General features: G+C 64.6%; 16 protein-coding genes. 15 read left to right on the top strand and 1 reads right to left on the bottom strand.

What is annotated here, in order from left to right; translation table 11 throughout:
* The first annotated feature begins 6 nt into the window (after positions 1-6).
* Genes egtA through DSM43276_RS01605 form a run of 7 tightly spaced genes read left to right on the top strand, consistent with a single transcriptional unit; the run spans position 7 to position 6801 of the window.
* A complete protein-coding gene (gene egtA / locus DSM43276_RS01575; RefSeq protein ID WP_078330514.1) occupies positions 7-1245 on the top strand; it encodes an ergothioneine biosynthesis glutamate--cysteine ligase EgtA in 1239 nt (412 codons plus the stop codon).
* Complete coding sequence (egtB, locus tag DSM43276_RS01580) at positions 1242-2537, top strand: ergothioneine biosynthesis protein EgtB (RefSeq protein WP_078330513.1); 1296 nt, start codon at positions 1242-1244, stop codon at positions 2535-2537. The genes egtA and egtB overlap by 4 nt, the downstream gene beginning before the upstream one ends.
* A 1-nt stretch (position 2538) precedes the next feature.
* The gene (egtC, locus tag DSM43276_RS01585) at positions 2539-3219 is read left to right on the top strand and encodes an ergothioneine biosynthesis protein EgtC (RefSeq protein WP_078330512.1); all 681 of its coding nucleotides are present in this window, start codon (positions 2539-2541) and stop codon (positions 3217-3219) included.
* Between the two features lie 2 nt (positions 3220-3221).
* Positions 3222-4172 (top strand): L-histidine N(alpha)-methyltransferase, encoded by a 951-nt coding sequence (egtD, locus tag DSM43276_RS01590; RefSeq protein WP_211196746.1) that lies wholly within the window; start codon positions 3222-3224, stop codon positions 4170-4172.
* Entirely contained in the window at positions 4169-5242 is a 1074-nt protein-coding gene (gene egtE, locus DSM43276_RS01595) for an ergothioneine biosynthesis PLP-dependent enzyme EgtE (protein ID WP_078330510.1), read from the top strand. The genes egtD and egtE overlap by 4 nt, the downstream gene beginning before the upstream one ends.
* A gap of 60 nt (positions 5243-5302) precedes the next feature.
* Positions 5303-5953 (top strand): TetR/AcrR family transcriptional regulator, encoded by a 651-nt coding sequence (locus tag DSM43276_RS01600; protein ID WP_078330509.1) that lies wholly within the window; start codon positions 5303-5305, stop codon positions 5951-5953.
* Positions 5950-6801 (top strand): metal-dependent hydrolase, encoded by an 852-nt coding sequence (locus DSM43276_RS01605; RefSeq protein ID WP_078330508.1) that lies wholly within the window; start codon positions 5950-5952, stop codon positions 6799-6801. Before DSM43276_RS01600 ends, DSM43276_RS01605 begins: the two co-directional genes overlap by 4 nt.
* A 43-nt stretch (positions 6802-6844) precedes the next feature.
* Here DSM43276_RS01605 and DSM43276_RS01610 read toward each other — a convergent pair whose 3' ends face one another.
* The gene (locus DSM43276_RS01610) at positions 6845-8320 is read right to left on the bottom strand and encodes a glutamate-cysteine ligase family protein (RefSeq protein ID WP_078330507.1); all 1476 of its coding nucleotides are present in this window, start codon (positions 8318-8320) and stop codon (positions 6845-6847) included.
* A gap of 195 nt (positions 8321-8515) precedes the next feature.
* On the opposite strand from DSM43276_RS01610, the gene DSM43276_RS01615 reads away from it, so the two are divergent.
* From DSM43276_RS01615 to glpK, 8 genes are all read left to right on the top strand, one after another.
* Positions 8516-8815, top strand: a complete 300-nt coding sequence (locus DSM43276_RS01615; protein WP_078290093.1) for a hypothetical protein — start codon at positions 8516-8518, stop codon at positions 8813-8815.
* Entirely contained in the window at positions 8812-9966 is a 1155-nt protein-coding gene (locus DSM43276_RS01620; RefSeq protein ID WP_078330506.1) for a hypothetical protein, read from the top strand. The genes DSM43276_RS01615 and DSM43276_RS01620 overlap by 4 nt, the downstream gene beginning before the upstream one ends.
* 38 nt (positions 9967-10004) lie before the next feature.
* Entirely contained in the window at positions 10005-10634 is a 630-nt protein-coding gene (locus DSM43276_RS01625; protein WP_078324379.1) for a TetR/AcrR family transcriptional regulator, read from the top strand.
* A gap of 177 nt (positions 10635-10811) precedes the next feature.
* Positions 10812-12029, top strand: coding sequence for a lipid-transfer protein (locus DSM43276_RS01630; protein ID WP_078330505.1), 1218 nt, complete (start codon positions 10812-10814; stop codon positions 12027-12029).
* A 16-nt stretch (positions 12030-12045) separates the two neighbouring features.
* Positions 12046-12897, top strand: coding sequence for a MaoC/PaaZ C-terminal domain-containing protein (locus DSM43276_RS01635; protein ID WP_046252289.1), 852 nt, complete (start codon positions 12046-12048; stop codon positions 12895-12897).
* Between the two features lie 27 nt (positions 12898-12924).
* Positions 12925-13803 (top strand): SDR family oxidoreductase, encoded by an 879-nt coding sequence (locus DSM43276_RS01640; RefSeq protein WP_078290098.1) that lies wholly within the window; start codon positions 12925-12927, stop codon positions 13801-13803.
* Positions 13804-13894: 91 nt separating this feature from the next.
* The gene (locus tag DSM43276_RS01645) at positions 13895-14707 is read left to right on the top strand and encodes an MIP/aquaporin family protein (protein WP_078330504.1); all 813 of its coding nucleotides are present in this window, start codon (positions 13895-13897) and stop codon (positions 14705-14707) included.
* Positions 14700-16217 carry a glycerol kinase GlpK gene (glpK, locus tag DSM43276_RS01650; protein WP_078330503.1) on the top strand — a complete coding sequence of 506 codons (1518 nt, stop codon included), beginning with the start codon at positions 14700-14702 and terminating at the stop codon, positions 16215-16217. Before DSM43276_RS01645 ends, glpK begins: the two co-directional genes overlap by 8 nt.
* Positions 16218-16235: the final 18 nt, after the last annotated feature.

Here is a 16235-nt window from a genome sequence, read left to right on the forward strand (position 1 = left end):
GGAGAGATGGCCACCACGGCGACAGTGGAGACACTGTCGAACGCGGACGAGGCTGCCGAGCACATCGCTCGGCAGTCTTTCGCCGACGCACATGTCGGCACGGTCGGGCTGGAGCTGGAATCTCATACCGTCGAGCTGACGGCTCCGCACCGCCGAGTCACCTGGCGCCGCCTCCATGACGTCGCTGACTCGGTTCCCGACCTGCCCGGATCCAGCGCGATTACGTTCGAACCGGGCGGTGCCGTCGAACTCTCCGGCCCTCCGCGTGCCGACGTGTGGTCCGCAATCTCCTCGATGCGGGCCGATCACGAGATCCTGACCTCGACGTATCGTGACGCCGGGATTGCACTCGCCAGCCTGGGCACCGACCCGTTGCGCGCACCCGAGCGCGTCAATCCCGGGGCCCGATATGCGGCGATGGCCAGCCATTTCGGCGCCGGTGGGTACGGCGAAACTGCGCTGCAGATGATGACCTGTACGGCGTCATTGCAGGTCAATCTGCAATCCGGGACACCACGTCAGTGGCGGGACAGGTTCGCGCTGGCGCAACGGATCGGTCCTACGATGGCGGCGCTGTCGGCATCCTCGCCGATGCTCGCGGGTCGTCGTACCGGTCGGCAGAACACTCGACAGTGGATCTGGGAGAAGCTGGATCCGCGGCGTTGCGCCCCGGTCGAGATCGGTGCCGACCCGACCGAATCCTGGGCCAGATATGCCCTGCGCGCGCCCGTCATGCTGGTGCGAAACAAGGACGGCGCCGAAGCGGTTGTCACCCATGTGCCGTTTGAATCCTGGGTCGACGGGTCCGTGCAGCTAGCGGGGCGTGCTCCCACCACCGAAGACCTCGACTATCACCTGACCACGCTGTTCCCGCCGGTGCGACCGCGGCGCTGGCTGGAGCTGCGGTATCTGGATGCCGCGCCGGATTGGTGGTGGCCCGCGCTGGCCTTCACCGTGGTGGCGGCGCTCGATCATCCGCAGGTCGCCGATATCGCCGCGGAGGCGGTGGAACCGCTTGGTGACGCCTGGGAGGTGGCGGCGCGGGTCGGCCTGGCGGATCCGGCCCTGCATGCGGCCGGGCGCCGGCTGGTGTCGGCGGCGAGCGCGGTGGCGCCGCCCGAATTGGCCGCAGATATGGCATTCCTTGTGGAGCGTGTCGAGCAAGGGCGTTGCCCTGCAGACGATTTCATCGACAACGTCACCGAATACGGGGTGGAGCGAGCCTTCTCGGGAGCCACCCAATGATCCGGGAGGACCTGGCGCGGGATCTTGAAGCGGCACGCGCACGCACGCTGACGATCACCGACCATGACGATGCCGAGCTGCATCGTCAGTACGACCCGTTGATGAGTCCGTTGGTGTGGGATCTCGCGCATATCGGCCAGCAGGAAGAGCTATGGCTGCTGCGCGGCGGAGATCCGCGCACGCCGGGGATGCTGCCCGGTGACATCGAGTCCCTCTACGACGCCTTCCAGCACCCACGAGCCAGCAGGGTGCAGCTGCCGCTGCTCTCACCGGCCCAGGCACGGTCCTTCTGTCACGAGGTGCGGGGCCGGGTTTTGGACCGACTGGACGCGCTACCCCTGGACGGTTCGGCGCTTTCGGACGAATTCACCTACGCCATGGTGCTCAGCCACGAGCATCAACATGACGAAACCATGTTGCAGGCCTTGTCGATTCGTCGCGGTGCCGCACTGTTGGAGCGTGTTGACCCGTTGCCGCCGGGACGCCCCGGTGTGGCGGGAACCTCGGTGCTGGTGCCGGAGGGTCCGTTTGTGCTGGGCGTCGATGCGAGCGACGAGCCGTTCTCGCTCGATAACGAGCGGCCGGCACATACGGTGGACCTCAAGAGCTTCCGGATCGGCAGGTTTCCGGTGACCAACGCCGAGTGGTCGGCATTCATCGCCGACGGCGGATACCGGCGCCGGGAATTCTGGACCGAGGCCGGGTGGACACACCGATGCGCGGAAGATCTTACGGCGCCCAGGTTTTGGAACCGGGGCGGAACACTCACACGGTTCGGTCGTGAGCTGGAGATCGTGCCCGACGAGCCCGTGCAGCATGTCAGCTTTCACGAGGCGCAGGCCTACGCCGTCTGGGCGGGTGCGCGATTACCCACCGAGGCCGAATGGGAAAAGGCCTGCGTCTGGGATCCGGAAGCCTCTGCACGACGGCGGTTTCCGTGGGGCGAGGATCCGCCGAGCCATGACCGAGCCAATCTCGGCGGAGGTGCGCTGGGTCCCGCACCGGTCGGGGCCTACCCGGCGTCGGCATCGGCATATGGCGCTGAGCAGATGCTCGGTGATGTGTGGGAGTGGACGACATCCCCGCTGCGGCCGTGGCCCGGTTTCACGCCGATGATCTACCAGCAGTACAGCGAGCCGTTCTTCGAAGGTTCGGGTGCCGGTGACTATCGCGTGCTACGCGGAGGTTCGTGGGCGGTGGCACCGTCGATCATGCGGCCCAGCTTCCGGAACTGGGATCATCCGATCCGTCGGCAAATCTTCAGCGGCGTTCGTCTGGCCTGGGACGTTTAGCATGTGTCGTCATCTGGGCTGGCTGGGCGAGCCGCGTAACCTGGCCTCGCTGATACTCGTACCACCACATGGCCTTCTGGTGCAGTCGTATGCGCCACGGCGCCAAAATCACGGCCTGGTGAATGCCGACGGGTGGGGGGCCGGATTTTTCGCCGACGGAAAACCGCGCAGATGGCGTAGCGCGCGGCCGCTGTGGGGTGATGCTTCCTTCGCCTCGGTGGCCCCGGTGCTGCGTAGCCGATGCGTGGTGGCGGCGGTCCGTTCCGCCAGTGCCGGAATGCCCATCGACGAGTCTGCGGTCGCGCCGTTCACGGACGGAACATGGCTGTTGTCGCACAACGGGATAGTCGATCGCGGTGCGGTGGGCGAGGTCTCCGGGGCTGAATCGGTGGTGGACAGTGCGGTGCTGGCGGCGCGCATATTCGCGTCGGGACTGGAGAACCTGGGGGAGGTGGTTCGCCAGGTTGGGGCCGCTGATCCGGGTGCTCGGCTGAACATACTGGCGGCCAACGGAAATGAGTTGATCGCCACGACCTGGGGTGACACCCTGTCGATTTTGGAGGCCGCCCACGGTGTGGTGGTGGCCAGTGAACCGTACGACGACGACCCGTCCTGGGTCGACATCCCGGACCGGCAAGTGGTGCGGGTACGCGATGGGAAGGTAGAGGTGGCGCCGCTATGACCATGACCCTGGAGAATCACTTAGCCTCTGGTGCGGCGGCAGAGGCGCTACGACGTGATGTCCGGCAGGGCCTGACTGCAGACGCGAAATCGATTCCCCCTAAATGGTTTTACGACGAGGTCGGTAGCGACCTGTTCGACGAGATCACCAGGCTGCCGGAGTACTACCCGACGCGGACCGAGGCTGGGTTGTTGCGGGCCCATGCGGCCGATATCGCGGCGGCCTCCGGCGCTGACACCCTGGTGGAGTTGGGCAGCGGCACCTCCGAGAAGACGCGGATGCTGCTCGATGCGTTGGCTCCCGGCACCTTCATCCCTTTCGATGTGGATTCCGGGGTGCTGCGCGCGGCGGGGGATGCGCTCGTCGATGAGTATCCGGGGATGCGTGTCCGCGCCGTCTGTGGAGACTTCGAGAACGACCTCGGGCGGATTCCCCGGGAGGGCCGCCGTCTGGTGGCATTCCTGGGATCCACGATCGGGAATCTGACCACGCAGCCGCGGGCGCGGTTCCTGGCCGATGTCGCAGCCACGCTGCAATCCGGCGAAATGCTGTTACTGGGCACTGATTTGGTCAAGGATACCGAGCGTCTGGTGCGGGCCTATGACGACAGCGCCGGCGTGACCGCTGCCTTCAACCGCAATGTGCTGGCGGTGATCAATCGTGAACTCGACGCGGATTTCTCTCTCGAGGCTTTTGAACACGTCGCCTTGTGGAACAGCGAGCAGGAGCGCATGGAGATGTGGCTGCGGTCGGTGCGCGACCAGCGGGTAAGGATCGACGCTCTGGATCTCGCCGTCGAATTCGGGGTGGGCGAGATGATGCTGACCGAGGTGTCCTGCAAGTTCCGGCGGGAGGGTGTCGCGCGCGAGTTGGCCGCCGCGGGCCTGGATCAGACGCACTGGTGGACCGACGATTCCCATGACTTCGGACTATCGCTGGCAGTGAAGCGGTGAGCCTGGGCGAGCAGTGGAGGCATGATAGGCCGCCGGTTCTCGGTGTGCATCTGGACTCGGCCGCCTGCTCACGGCAGAGCATCGAGACTATTCGTGCGGTGGCTCAGCACGCCGAACATGAGGCGCAGATCGGCGGTTACGTGGCGCAGGAGGCCGCGACACCGGTTCTCGACGCCGGTCGGGTTGCGGTGCGCCATTTGACGGGTATGCCCATGGCTCAGGTGCATTTCACCACGGGCGCCTCCGATGCGTTGCGCACGCTTCTGCAGGCGTGGCCCGCCGATGCGGGTCGGGTAATCGCTTGTTTGCCAGGAGAATTCGGACCCAATCTGATGATCATGAACCACTTCGGATTCACTCGGGTGTGGCTGCCGGCCGACGGGGATGGCCGAGCCGATCTTGACGGGATCGAGGCGTTTCTGCGCCGTGAGAAGGTGGACTTGGTGCATGTCACTGCCATCGGCAGCCACCGCGGTACGGTGCAGCCCGCGGCGGAGGTGGTCGCATGCGCGCGGGCGGCCGGGGTTCCCGTCGTGGTTGATGCCGCTCAGGCCCTTGGCCATGTCGAGTGCACCTACGGTGCGGACGCCATGTACGCACCGTCACGCAAGTGGTTGGCCGGGCCCCGCGGGGTGGGTGTGCTTGCCGTCAATCCGTCTCTTGCGCATCTGGTTCCGCAGTGGGCGGGCCACACCGAGGCGCATGTCGCGGGCTGGGTGGGGCTGTCGGTTGCCCTGGGGCAGCATCTGGTGGCCGGTGCCGCGGAGGTTCAAGGTGCCCTGGCCGAGCGCGGAAGATCGGCACGAAAGATCCTGGGGGAACTCAAGGATTGGCGGGTTGTCGAATCCGTGGACGAGCCCAGTGCCATCACCACCCTGGAGCCCGTCGGCGACATGGACGTCGTCGCGGTGCGGGCGCGCCTCATCGCGGAACACGCGATCGTGACGACCGCTGCCGAGACCGTGCGCGCGCCGTTCGAGATGACCAGGCCGGTGTTGCGGATCAGCCCGCACGTCGACGGCACCGACGATGAGTTGGAGCAGCTGCGAGCCGTGTTGGAGGCGGTCTAGGGCACCATCTCATTAACAGGCAGGCTTGCCTGTCTGTGACATTCGGGCTACCGTGACCTCATGTCGGGGACGCGTGGCAGAAGGCGACACTCGGACGACTATATCCGGGTCTCCCGTGTGGAGCGGGTCGAGGCGATGCGGCTGCGGCTCCTGGACGCCACGCTGTGGTGCATTGCCGATAAGGGCTACGCGGCGACTTCCACTAACGACGTAGTGCGGCGGGCCGGAGTGTCGCGTGGCGCTCTGGCCCACCACTTTCCGACCAAGGCGGCGTTGGTCAACGCGGCGGCCAGCCAGCTCGTAGCAAATCGAGCTGTCTACTTCCAGGAACGTCTCGCGTCGCTAACCCCTGAGGAACGCACCCCGGCTGCTGCCCTGGAAATTTTGTGGTCGCTGTATGAGGAACCGGAGTGCCGAGCTCTCACCGAGCTATCGATTGCGGCCAGGCACGATGCCGAGCTCCGTGCGTTGATGAGGTCCTGGGACGACACCTACCTCGAGGTGTTGCTGACTGCCTCGACTGAATTCTTCCCGGAGCTAGCGGCCAAGCCTGATGCCGCGCTGTTGTTGCGATCCGTCACGGCGCTCTATGACGGTCTTGGTCTGTATGACCTGACTCGTGAGGACGCCAGGAAGAAGGCCGCCGAGGTGCGCGGCTTCTTCGCCGAATTACTGACCCGGATAGAACCCGCGATAGGAGAACACCCATGACTGGTATCCAGGCGCGGCCGGTTCGTGCTCGCCGTATTCGTTTCAGCTATCCCGAAGGTGGCCTGCAGCACCATTATGTCCAGGGTGATCTCGTGATGAGTCACGTCATTGCGTACCTGTCCGCTACCTTTCCAGAGGGGGAGGACTTCTTTGTCCGCTCGGTCCGCAATCACACGGATGAGGTGGTCGATCCCGAGCTCAAAGAACAAGTCAGGGGCTTCATCGGGCAGGAAGTGACGCACAGCCGCGAGCATGTCGCGCTCAATGAACGCCTGCAGGACATGGGTTATCCCACGCGGTTCGCCGATCGCCGCACGCGTGCGGTGCTGCGCCTGTACGAAAAATTTCTGTCCCCGCTGACATGTCTGGCCATCACCGCAGCGCTCGAGCATTACACCGCCGTGCTCGCCGAGACTTTGCTGGGCGATGAGGACGCGCGGGCGTTGCTCGGCTCCACCGAGGTGCGCAAGATGCTGCTGTGGCATGCGTACGAGGAGTCGGAACACCGTGCCGTCGCCTTCGACGTGTACCGGACCGTGGGCGGCAGCGAACGCCGCCGCATCTGGACCATGCGTCTGGTCACCCTCGCCTTCATCGGTAGCACGGTGGCGTTCACGACCTTGTCTTTGCTGCGGGACCGCGCGACGTACAACCCGATCAGGCTGGTCCGTAGCCTGCTAGCCCTGCGTCATTCGCCGTTTGTGAAAATCTCTGTCCGCCAACGCCTCCGGGAATACAACAAGCCCGGATTCCACCCGAATGACACCGATAACACCGCGCTTCTGGAGCATTGGCATCCGGAGCTGTTTGGCGCGGCTGGGCAGCTCGCCGATAACCTGGCCCGGTAGGAGTTCCTGGATCTCTCTTGCGGTACTGCCCGGTGCTCAGTTTCTAAATCAGCTTCCAGGTGTGCACGGGCTCGTTGGAATGCATGTGCTCGCAATACATTCGGAGCATTTCGGTGAGTGCCGCCCGGCGGCTCGACCCGCGCTCCTCCAGTGCGCCGACGGTGTGTGTCTGCCAGGCCGATCCGTTGATGCCTGATGTCGCACGTGCCTCGATGACGCCGAGATAGCGTTCGCGCACCTCGGTAGCCACACCCCACCGTTGCAACCCTTCATGGGCCATAGGCAGCAGGTGTCGCAACGTCAATTCATCGGCGGTGATCTCACCGACGCCGGGCCAGTACATCCGTGCGTCTACGCCGCGCCGCGCACCTTCGAGGAAATTGTCATGGGCCGCAGCGAAAGTCATCTTGGTCCACACCGGGCGGTCATCCTCGGCCAGCGTTCGCAGCGCACCGTAGTAGAACGCGGCGTTGGCCATCACGTCGATGACCGTCGGCCCGGCGGGCAGCACCCGATTCTCCACGCGCAGATGCGGGGTGCCGTTGACGACGTCGTAGATCGGCCGGTTCCAGCGATAGATGGTGCCGTTGTGCAACCGCAGTTCCTGAAGCCGTGGTGCCCTGCCGGCGGCGAGCTCGGCGATGGGGTCCTCGTCGGAGATCTCCGGCAGCAGCGACGGGAAGTAGAGGACGTTTTCTTCGAATAGGTCGAAGATCGAGGTGATCCAGCGCTCGCCGAACCACACCCTGGGGCGCACCCCCTGCACCTTGAGTTCCTGCGGGCGGGTGTCGGTGGACTGGGTGAAGAGCTCGATGCGCGTCTCCGCCCACAAGGACTTGCCGAAGAAGAACGGTGAGTTGGCGGCCAGCGCCAGCTGCGGACCCGCCAGCAGCTGGGCGGCATTCCAGTTGGCGGCGAAGTCATCGGGTGCCACCTGCAGATGCAGCTGCATGCTGGTGCATGCCGATTCGGGGGCGATCGTGGGCGACCTGACGCTGAGCCGCTCCACGCCGGCAATGTCGATCTGCATGTCCTCACCGCGGGCGGTGAACACCGCATCGTTCAATGCCCGGTACCGCGTGGACGGGCTCATCCACGCGCCGTCCAGATGTTCGGGCATCACGGTCGGCAGGATGCCGATCATCACGATGTGCGCGCCGCGCTCGCCGGCGCGCTGCTCGGCGGCATTCAGGCTGGCTCGCACATCGCATTCGAGTTCCAGGGCGGCCGACCCCGACAGCGCGCGGGGCGGCACATTCAACTCGATGTTGTAGGCGCCCAGTTCTGTCTGAAAGGCCGGATCGGCGATCGAGGCGAGGACTTCGGTGTTCGTCATCGCCGGCTGATAGTTGCCGTCGACCAGGTTGAATTCGATCTCCATGCCGGTCAGCGGTCGTTCGAAGTCGAATCTGGACTCCGACAGCATGGTCTCGAACACGTCCAGGCAGTTCTGCACCTTGGTGCGATAGGCCCGGCGGTGCTCACCGGTGAACTGGGTGCGCGCGACCTCGTCGCCCATGGGTCGTATTGTTCCTCACCCGGGGCCGTGGACCTGGCGATTTGCCCGCACGCGGCCCGGGGCGATTCGGCGAAAAAAGGTGGAAAAACATGGAACCGAATCAGTACCAGGCCCGTCGTATCTGATCAGAGGCACAATCTGGCGACGAACCGCGCCGTTCCGTGCGCGCAGGACTGGTTCCTTGGGGAGGTAACTATGAGCGACATCATGAAGGCCAACGGTGCCGAGATGTCACGGTTGGCGAGTCGCGTGGCGGGGCGTGCGAAGGATGCGTTTCCGGACGTTGATTTCGAGGCGGCGGCCAACTCGGTCGCCGGCACCGAGTTCGCGGAGGTGCTGCGCGCGGTCAGCGCGGCGCTCAAGCGCGCCGGGGGTGGTGCCTCCGAACGCATCGAGAGCATCTCGAACTTTGTGCAGAACAGCTCGGGGGCGTTGACGGGCCAGGACGCCGTCAACCGCCGCCAGGTGTCCAGGGTTGCGGAGGTCAACCTGTGAGGCCGACGATTTCGCAGCTGCGAGGGTGGAATGTCGCCAACCTCGACGCCGCCGCCAAGGCCATTGAGGACGCCAGCAAGAATCTGGACCTGTCCATCGACGGAGTGGTCCGCGATCTGGACTCGGCTGAGTCGTTCTGGAAGGGCAAGTCCTTCAAGTCCGCGTACGACCAGGCGTCGAGCGAGCAGTCTTCGACCAACCGGCTTTCGTATGCCATCGGCAATGTCGCCGAGGCGGTCCGCGGCGGACACTCGGCACTCACCGCGGCGCGGGACAAGGTGATGGCGCTGGTGGACGAGGCCAACGCGAAGGGCCTGCAGGTTGCCGATGACGGCACCGTCACGGCTCCCGAAGGCAATAGGGATCTACAGGCGGAGGCCCGGCGGCTGACCGACGCGATTCGCCAGGCGCTGAAGTCACTGGAAGAGGCCGATCGTGCCTCGTCGAACGATCTGCGTAAGGCATCGGAGACGGTGGACGCCGAGCACAATACGGCCAGCACCCAGCCCGCAGCCTTCATGCCGGCCAGCAGTGGCGGTGCGGCAAGTGGCTCGATGAGGGCCGGCAGCGGTGGATTCGGTGGCGGCAGCGGAGGTGGCGGTTTCGGTGGCGGCAGCGGTGGGGGCCACGGCGGTGGCAGTGGTGGCGGCGGGGGCCACAGTGTGCCCGACGGGAGCTACTCCAACACCGGTGCTCCGTCGCTGCGCCCCTCGGGTCCGTCGGTTTTCATGAATCTCGACGCCGGTCAGATGGACGTCGCCCGCAAGATCATCGAGGAAGGTCTGCGTCGTGGGCTTTCGCCCGAGGCGATTCAGATTGCCTTGGCGACCGCACTCACCGAGTCCGGCCTGCGCAGCCTCGCCAACTCCTCGGTGCCCGACTCGATGATGCTGGCCAATGACGGTGTGGGACATGACCACGACTCGGTAGGGCCATTCCAGCAGCGTCAAAGCTGGGGTGCGACAGCCGATTTGATGGATCCGTCGAGGTCGGCGGGCAAGTTTTACGACCAGTTGGTGAAGGTGTCGGGCTGGCAGGATATGAGCGTTGCTCAAGCCGCACAGGCGGTTCAGCGCTCGGCATTCCCCGACGCATACGCGAAGTACGAGGCGCAGGCCGCGCAGATTTTCCACCAGGTCAGCGGCCGATAGTCGCGCTTCGCATTGACTGACTGTGATGCAATGTGGGCATGCCCACGCCGCGACGCACTCAGGAGGAACGTTCGGCGGCGATGCGGTCCCGGTTGCTTGAGGCGACCATCGACTGCCTTGTCGAGTTCGGGTATTCCGACACCACGACCTCGCGCATCGCGAGCCGCGCCGGTGCCACGCGCGGTGCACTGATCCATCACTTCCAGTCCAAGTCGGAACTGATGGCCGAATCGGTGCGCCACCTCGCGTTCATGCGCACCCAGGCGGTGCTCGAAGAGCTGATGTCGATGGATCAGTCCGCAGACCCGGTCGAGCGGTATCTCGACATGCTCTGGCGGATTCACCAGGGGCCGCTGTTCATCGCGATGGTGGAGCTGCTCATCGCGGCGCGCACCGAGCCCGATCTGCGCGTGCACCTGGATCAGTTCGAAAAGATGGTGCTGCACAATCTGTCGGCGCTTCACGTGCTTGACGACGATGATCCGACCTCGCCCAAGGACCGTCGCGACTTCGGACTGCTCGCCATGGACATCATCCGCGGCGTCCTGGTCAGCAGCTTGACCGCCTCGCAGGAAACCCGCGATCGTCGGTGGTCCCGGGCCAAGCAGATGCTGGAGCTGCGACTTCGTGCACCGTTACCGGGCGCCCAGAAACAAACTGCACTGTAGGTAAATATCCCGGGTATTCCGGCCAAGTGTGGCGCGCGTTCACCAAGCACTTCGTTCGATGGGTCGGATGTTCTGTGGGCTGGCAATACATCTGTACCGGGCCCTTACATTCAGGATAGAACGTATGTTACGTTGACGACGCCCCCATCGAAGTGCGCGCAAAAGGAGCTTGGAACGATGCCCCCTAAGGCCCCCGAAAAGGTATTTGTCATCGGCGTCGGGATGACGAAATTCGAGAAACCCGGACGACGTGAGGGTTGGGATTACCCGGCCATGGCCAAGGAGTCCGGCACCAATGCGCTGACGGATGCCGGTATTGACTACGACAAGGTGGAAGCCGCCTATGTCGGGTACTGCGCCGGCGAGTCCACCTCCGGCCAGCGCGCGGTCTACGAGCTTGGCATGACCGGCATCCCGGTCACCAACGTCAACAACAACTGTTCGACCGGATCGACCGCCTTGTTCAATGCGGCGCAGACCATCCGCGGCGGGCTCGCCGATGTCACGCTGGCGCTGGGATTCGAGAAGATGCAGCCCGGTTCGTTGGGCGCGACCTTCACCGATCGTGAGCAGCCGATGCAGCGGCACATCGAAGCCCTCGCCGGGCTGTTCGATTTCGCCTTCCCGCCCGCACCCTGGATGTTCGGCGCCGCCGGTCGTGAGCACATGCAGAAGTACGGCACCACCGCCGAGCACTTCGCCAAGATCGGTTACAAGAATCACAAGCATTCGGTAAACAACCCCTATGCGCAGTTCCAAGAGGAATACACGCTGCAGGACATCTTGGATGCCAAGGAGATCTACGCACCGCTGACCAAGCTGCAGTGCTCGCCGACCTCCGATGGATCGGGTGCGGCCATCCTGGCCTCCGAGCGGTTCGTCGAGGAGAACGGGCTCGGCGACCGTGCCGTGGAGATCGTCGGCCAGGCGATGACCACCGACACTCCGGGGACCCTGGAGTCCAAGTCGGCGATCACGCTCGTCGGGTTTGACATGGCCAAGCTCGCGGCGCAGAAAGTGTATGAGCAGGCCCAGATTTCGGCCGACGATGTGGACGTCATCGAACTGCACGACTGCTTCTCGGCCAACGAGCTGATCACCTACGAGGCGCTGGGACTGTGCGCCGAGGGTGAGGGCGGAAAGCTGATCGACAACGGCGACACCACCTACGGTGGCCGCTGGGTGGTCAACCCGTCGGGTGGCCTGATCTCCAAGGGGCATCCACTCGGTGCCACCGGCCTGGCGCAGTGCGCCGAACTCACCTGGCAGCTGCGCGGCGATGCCGACAAGCGCCAGGTGGCATCTGCATCGCAGAAGACCGGTGTCGCGCTGCAACACAACCTCGGCCTCGGTGGCGCCTGCGTCATCACCGCCTACAAGCCGGCTAACCGCTGAAAGGGGTTGGCAAGCAATGGCTGACACCAAGTATCCGTTCAATAACGACGGCCTTGATCAGTGGGGCGCCGAGGAGACCATCGAGGTCGACAAGGACCGCCTGATCGCTTACGCCGAGGCCACCAATGACCCGATCGAGGAGCATCGGAAGGGAGAGGTGGCGCCGCCGGTTTTCGCGGTGGTGCCCATCTTCCAGTCGCTGGTCGGAACAACGATGAGTGTCGTTCCCTACCAGCTGATTCCGCGCGTCGTGCACGGCGAGCAGTTCTTCAGGTTCCACCGGCCCATCAAGCCCGGTGACACACTGGTCGCCAAGTCGAAGATGACCGGCTACGAGGGCATGGAGAACGGTACTCGCGGCACGGTGTATGCCGAAACACGCGATGCTTCCGGCGATCTGGTCAACGAACAGTACGTGACGTTCTTCTTCCGCAAGTACGACGTGGGTGAGACGCGCGGTGTTCTCGGCCCGAACGTTGTGCTGGATGAGGCGATCAAGGCCAACGGGCCGGCGGCCTCCCTGGTGCAGCATGTCGATGACGACCAGACGTTCCGGTACAGCCCGGCGTCGGGTGATCCGATGCCGATCCACCTGGACAACGATGCCGCGGTGGCGGCCGGACTGCCCGGCATCATCGCGCATGGCTTGTGCACCATGGCATTTACGTCATGGGCTGCTTTGACCGAGCTCGCCGACTCTCGCACCGAGCGTCTCAAGGAGCTGGCGGTGCGGTTCGCCAAGCCGGTGCTGCCCGGACAGGACATCACCACCAGCTTCTGGAAGAACGGTGCCGCCGGCACCTATTCGTACGAAACCAGCGTCGGCGACGACCTCGTCATCAAAAACGGCCACGCCGTTATCGCCTAAGTCATCGCAGAACGAGAGGGAATCAACATGGGACAACTTGACGGACGGGTGGCGGTCATCACCGGTGCCGGACGTGGCATCGGCCGTGAGCATGCGCTGCTCTTCGCCAGGGAAGGCGCATCGGTGGTCGTCAACGACCTCGGCGGCGCCAACGACGGCTCCGGGTCGGATGCCGGGCCCGCGCAGGAAGTGGTCGACGAGATCGTTGCGGCCGGAGGCAAAGCCGTGGCGAACACTGACAACATCTCCACCTGGGCCGGTGCCTCGAATCTGGTGAATCAGGCCGTCGAAACCTTCGGACAGCTGGACGCCGTCGTGAACAACGCGGGCATCCTGCGGGACGGCTTCGTCGCCGGCCTGGAGGAGGACCAGTGGGATTCGGTCATCCAGGTGCATCTCAAGGGGCATTTCGCGGTGCTGCGTCACGCAGCCGAGTACTGGAAGGCGCAGTCCAAGGCCGGGGCCGATGTCAAGGCTACTGTGGTGAACACCGCATCGGATTCCGGTGTGACACTGCCGAACCCGGGCCAGGGTAACTACGGTGCGGCCAAGGCCGGTATCGCCGCGCTGTCGTGCGTCGCGGCCGCCGAGCTCGAGCGGTACGGCGTCAAGGTGAACGCGATCGCGCCGGTGGCGCGCACACGCCTGACGCTGGCCACCCCGGGCATGGGTGCGATCTTCGCGGCCCCGGTGGACGAGGGACAGTTCGACATGTTCAGCCCCGCCAACATCTCTCCGCTGGTGGCGTACCTGAGCACCGAGAAGAACCCGTGGACCGGCCAGGTGTTCAAGGTGACCGGTGGATCGATTCAGCGGCTCAAGGGTTGGTCGGTGACCGATACTGCCGAGACCGATGGACCGTGGAGCATCGACCTGGTGCGCGAGCAGGTCGAGCCCTGGAAGTAGGAAGCTCCTCACGCGAACGGTCCTCCGGAAACGGGGGACCGTTCGGCGTTTTCAGGTGTGCCCGCGGCAACCCACCCCTAGATTCGATGGTATGAGGCAGACGGGTCAACTCGCCGCAGAGTTCGTTGGCACGATGATCTTGATTTTGTTCGGCGTGGGTGTGGTCGCGCAGGTGGTGACGGCCGGGAACGAGGACTACGGCAATCACAACTCCATCGCCTGGGCCTGGGGCATGGGAGTCACCTTCGGTATCTTCGCCGCCGGACGGATATCCGGTGCGCACCTCAACCCGGCGGTCACGCTGGCGTTGGCGGCGTTTCGTGGATTCCCCTGGAAACAGGTGATTCCGTTCATCGTGGCGCAGACCGCCGGCGCGTTCGTGGCGGCGCTGCTGGTTCGGTGGAACTACGGGAGCGTGCTGTCCGCCGTCGATCCCGGGCACACCATGGCGACGCAGGGGGTCTTCTCGACACTCCCGGGTAACGGCGCGCTCGACGTCAGTCTGTGGGGCGGCCTGCGCGACCAGATCATCGGCACCGCGATTCTGCTGTTCCTGATCTTCGCCATCACGGACCGGCGCAATATCCGCATGCCCGAGAGTCTGTCGCCGTTCGCGATCGGTGCGGTGGTCGTCGCTCTGGGCATGGCGTGGGGGTCCATCGCGGGGTATGCGATCAACCCGGCCCGCGACTTCGGACCGCGGCTGGCGTCCTATCTCACCGGCTTCGATACGGCCTTCCTAGACCAGCACGGTGCCCAGTACTGGTGGGTGCCGATCATCGGACCACTTGTCGGGGGCCTGCTGGGGGCCGCGCTGTATCGCTATCTCGTGGAAGCATTCCTATACGCAGACGATCCTGAAACCCAATCACCTTCGCACACCGAGGAGTTCGCCAATGGCTGATTTCGTGGCATCGATCGACCAGGGCACGACCAGCACGCGTGCCATGATCTTCAACCACCGGGGCGAGGAGGTCGGCCGCCACCAGTTGGAGCATCAGCAGCTCTTGCCGCAGCCAGGCTGGGTGGAGCACAACCCGGTGGAGATCTGGGAACGCACCTGGTCGGTGCTGGCCACATCGCTCAACGTGACCGGATTGTCGGCCGGGGACCTCGCTGCTGTGGGGGTGACCAATCAGCGCGAGACCACCCTGGTGTGGAACCGTCACACCGGCAGGCCGTATTGCAATGCCATCGTGTGGCAGGACACTCGCACCGACAAGATCGCGACAGCACTGGATCGGGACGGGCGCGGTGACATTATTCGTGAGAAGGCCGGCTTGCCGCCTGCCACATACTTTTCCGGCGGGAAGCTGCAGTGGATTCTGGAGAATATCGATGGTGTGCGCCGCGATGCGGAGAACGGTGATGCGCTCTTCGGTACTCCCGACAGCTGGGTGATCTGGAACCTGACCGGCGGCATTCGCGGTGGGGTGCACGTCACCGACGTGACCAATGCCAGCCGCACGATGCTGATGAACCTGGAGACCCTGGATTGGGACGACGAGCTGCTGTCGTTCTTTTCCATTCCACGCCAGATGCTTCCGCCGATCAAGGCGTCGTCGCCGGTCGAGCCGTTTGGCTTCACGACCCATATGGGACCCCTTGGCGGCGAGGTACCCATTGCCGGCGACCTGGGGGATCAGCAGGCGGCGATGGTGGGGCAGGTGTGCCTGAGCCCCGGCGAGGCCAAGAACACCTATGGCACCGGGAACTTCTTGCTACTCAACACCGGTGAAGAATTGGTCCGCTCGCGCAACGGGCTCTTGACCACCGTGTGTTACCAGTTCGGGAACAACAAGCCGGTGTACGCGTTGGAGGGTTCCATCGCGGTGACCGGTTCGGCGGTCCAGTGGCTGCGTGACCAGCTCGGCATCATCAGCGGTGCCTCACAAAGCGAGGACTTGGCTCGTCAGGTTGAGGACAACGGCGGTGTCTACTTCGTACCGGCCTTTTCGGGTCTGTTCGCGCCGTATTGGCGTTCGGACGCCCGTGGCGCGATTGTGGGCCTTTCCCGGTTCAACACCAACGCGCATTTGGCGCGCGCGACCCTCGAGGCGATCTGTTATCAGAGTCGCGAAGTGGTTGAGGCCATGGAGGCGGACTCGGGTGTGCACCTGGAGGTACTCAAGGTGGATGGAGGCATCACCGCCAACAAGCTCTGCATGCAGATCCAGGCCGATACGTTGGGCGTCGATGTCGTCAAACCCGTTGTCGCCGAGACGACCGCACTCGGCGCGGCATATGCGGCGGGATTGGCCGTCGGCTTCTGGAAGGACCCCGACGACCTTCGGCGGAACTGGCAGGAAGACGAACGCTGGAGCCCGTCGATCAGTGAACAGCAGCGGGCCGACGGATTCGCCGGCTGGAAGAAGGCCGTGCAGCGCACGTTGGACTGGGTCGACGTGAGCTAGGCCCCCCGCCTGTCATAG

This window comes from Mycobacteroides salmoniphilum, assembly GCF_004924335.1.
GTDB classification, from domain to species: Bacteria; Actinomycetota; Actinomycetes; order Mycobacteriales; family Mycobacteriaceae; genus Mycobacterium; species Mycobacterium salmoniphilum.

Excerpts from the sequence above, each read along its gene's own strand:
- DSM43276_RS01600 (WP_078330509.1), top strand. The coding sequence starts at position 5,303 with ATGTCGGGGACGCGTGGCAGAAGGCGACACTCGGACGACTATATCCGG.
- glpK (WP_078330503.1), top strand. The coding sequence starts at position 14,700 with ATGGCTGATTTCGTGGCATCGATCGACCAGGGCACGACCAGCACGCGT.
- DSM43276_RS01625 (WP_078324379.1), top strand. The coding sequence starts at position 10,005 with ATGCCCACGCCGCGACGCACTCAGGAGGAACGTTCGGCGGCGATGCGG.
- egtB (WP_078330513.1), top strand. The coding sequence starts at position 1,242 with ATGATCCGGGAGGACCTGGCGCGGGATCTTGAAGCGGCACGCGCACGC.
- DSM43276_RS01645 (WP_078330504.1), top strand. The coding sequence starts at position 13,895 with ATGAGGCAGACGGGTCAACTCGCCGCAGAGTTCGTTGGCACGATGATC.
- egtC (WP_078330512.1), top strand. The coding sequence starts at position 2,539 with ATGTGTCGTCATCTGGGCTGGCTGGGCGAGCCGCGTAACCTGGCCTCG.
- DSM43276_RS01635 (WP_046252289.1), top strand. The coding sequence starts at position 12,046 with ATGGCTGACACCAAGTATCCGTTCAATAACGACGGCCTTGATCAGTGG.
- DSM43276_RS01615 (WP_078290093.1), top strand. The coding sequence starts at position 8,516 with ATGAGCGACATCATGAAGGCCAACGGTGCCGAGATGTCACGGTTGGCG.
- egtA (WP_078330514.1), top strand. The coding sequence starts at position 7 with ATGGCCACCACGGCGACAGTGGAGACACTGTCGAACGCGGACGAGGCT.
- DSM43276_RS01610 (WP_078330507.1), bottom strand. The coding sequence starts at position 8,320 with ATGGGCGACGAGGTCGCGCGCACCCAGTTCACCGGTGAGCACCGCCGG.
- DSM43276_RS01630 (WP_078330505.1), top strand. The coding sequence starts at position 10,812 with ATGCCCCCTAAGGCCCCCGAAAAGGTATTTGTCATCGGCGTCGGGATG.
- DSM43276_RS01605 (WP_078330508.1), top strand. The coding sequence starts at position 5,950 with ATGACTGGTATCCAGGCGCGGCCGGTTCGTGCTCGCCGTATTCGTTTC.
- DSM43276_RS01640 (WP_078290098.1), top strand. The coding sequence starts at position 12,925 with ATGGGACAACTTGACGGACGGGTGGCGGTCATCACCGGTGCCGGACGT.
- egtD (WP_211196746.1), top strand. The coding sequence starts at position 3,222 with ATGACCCTGGAGAATCACTTAGCCTCTGGTGCGGCGGCAGAGGCGCTA.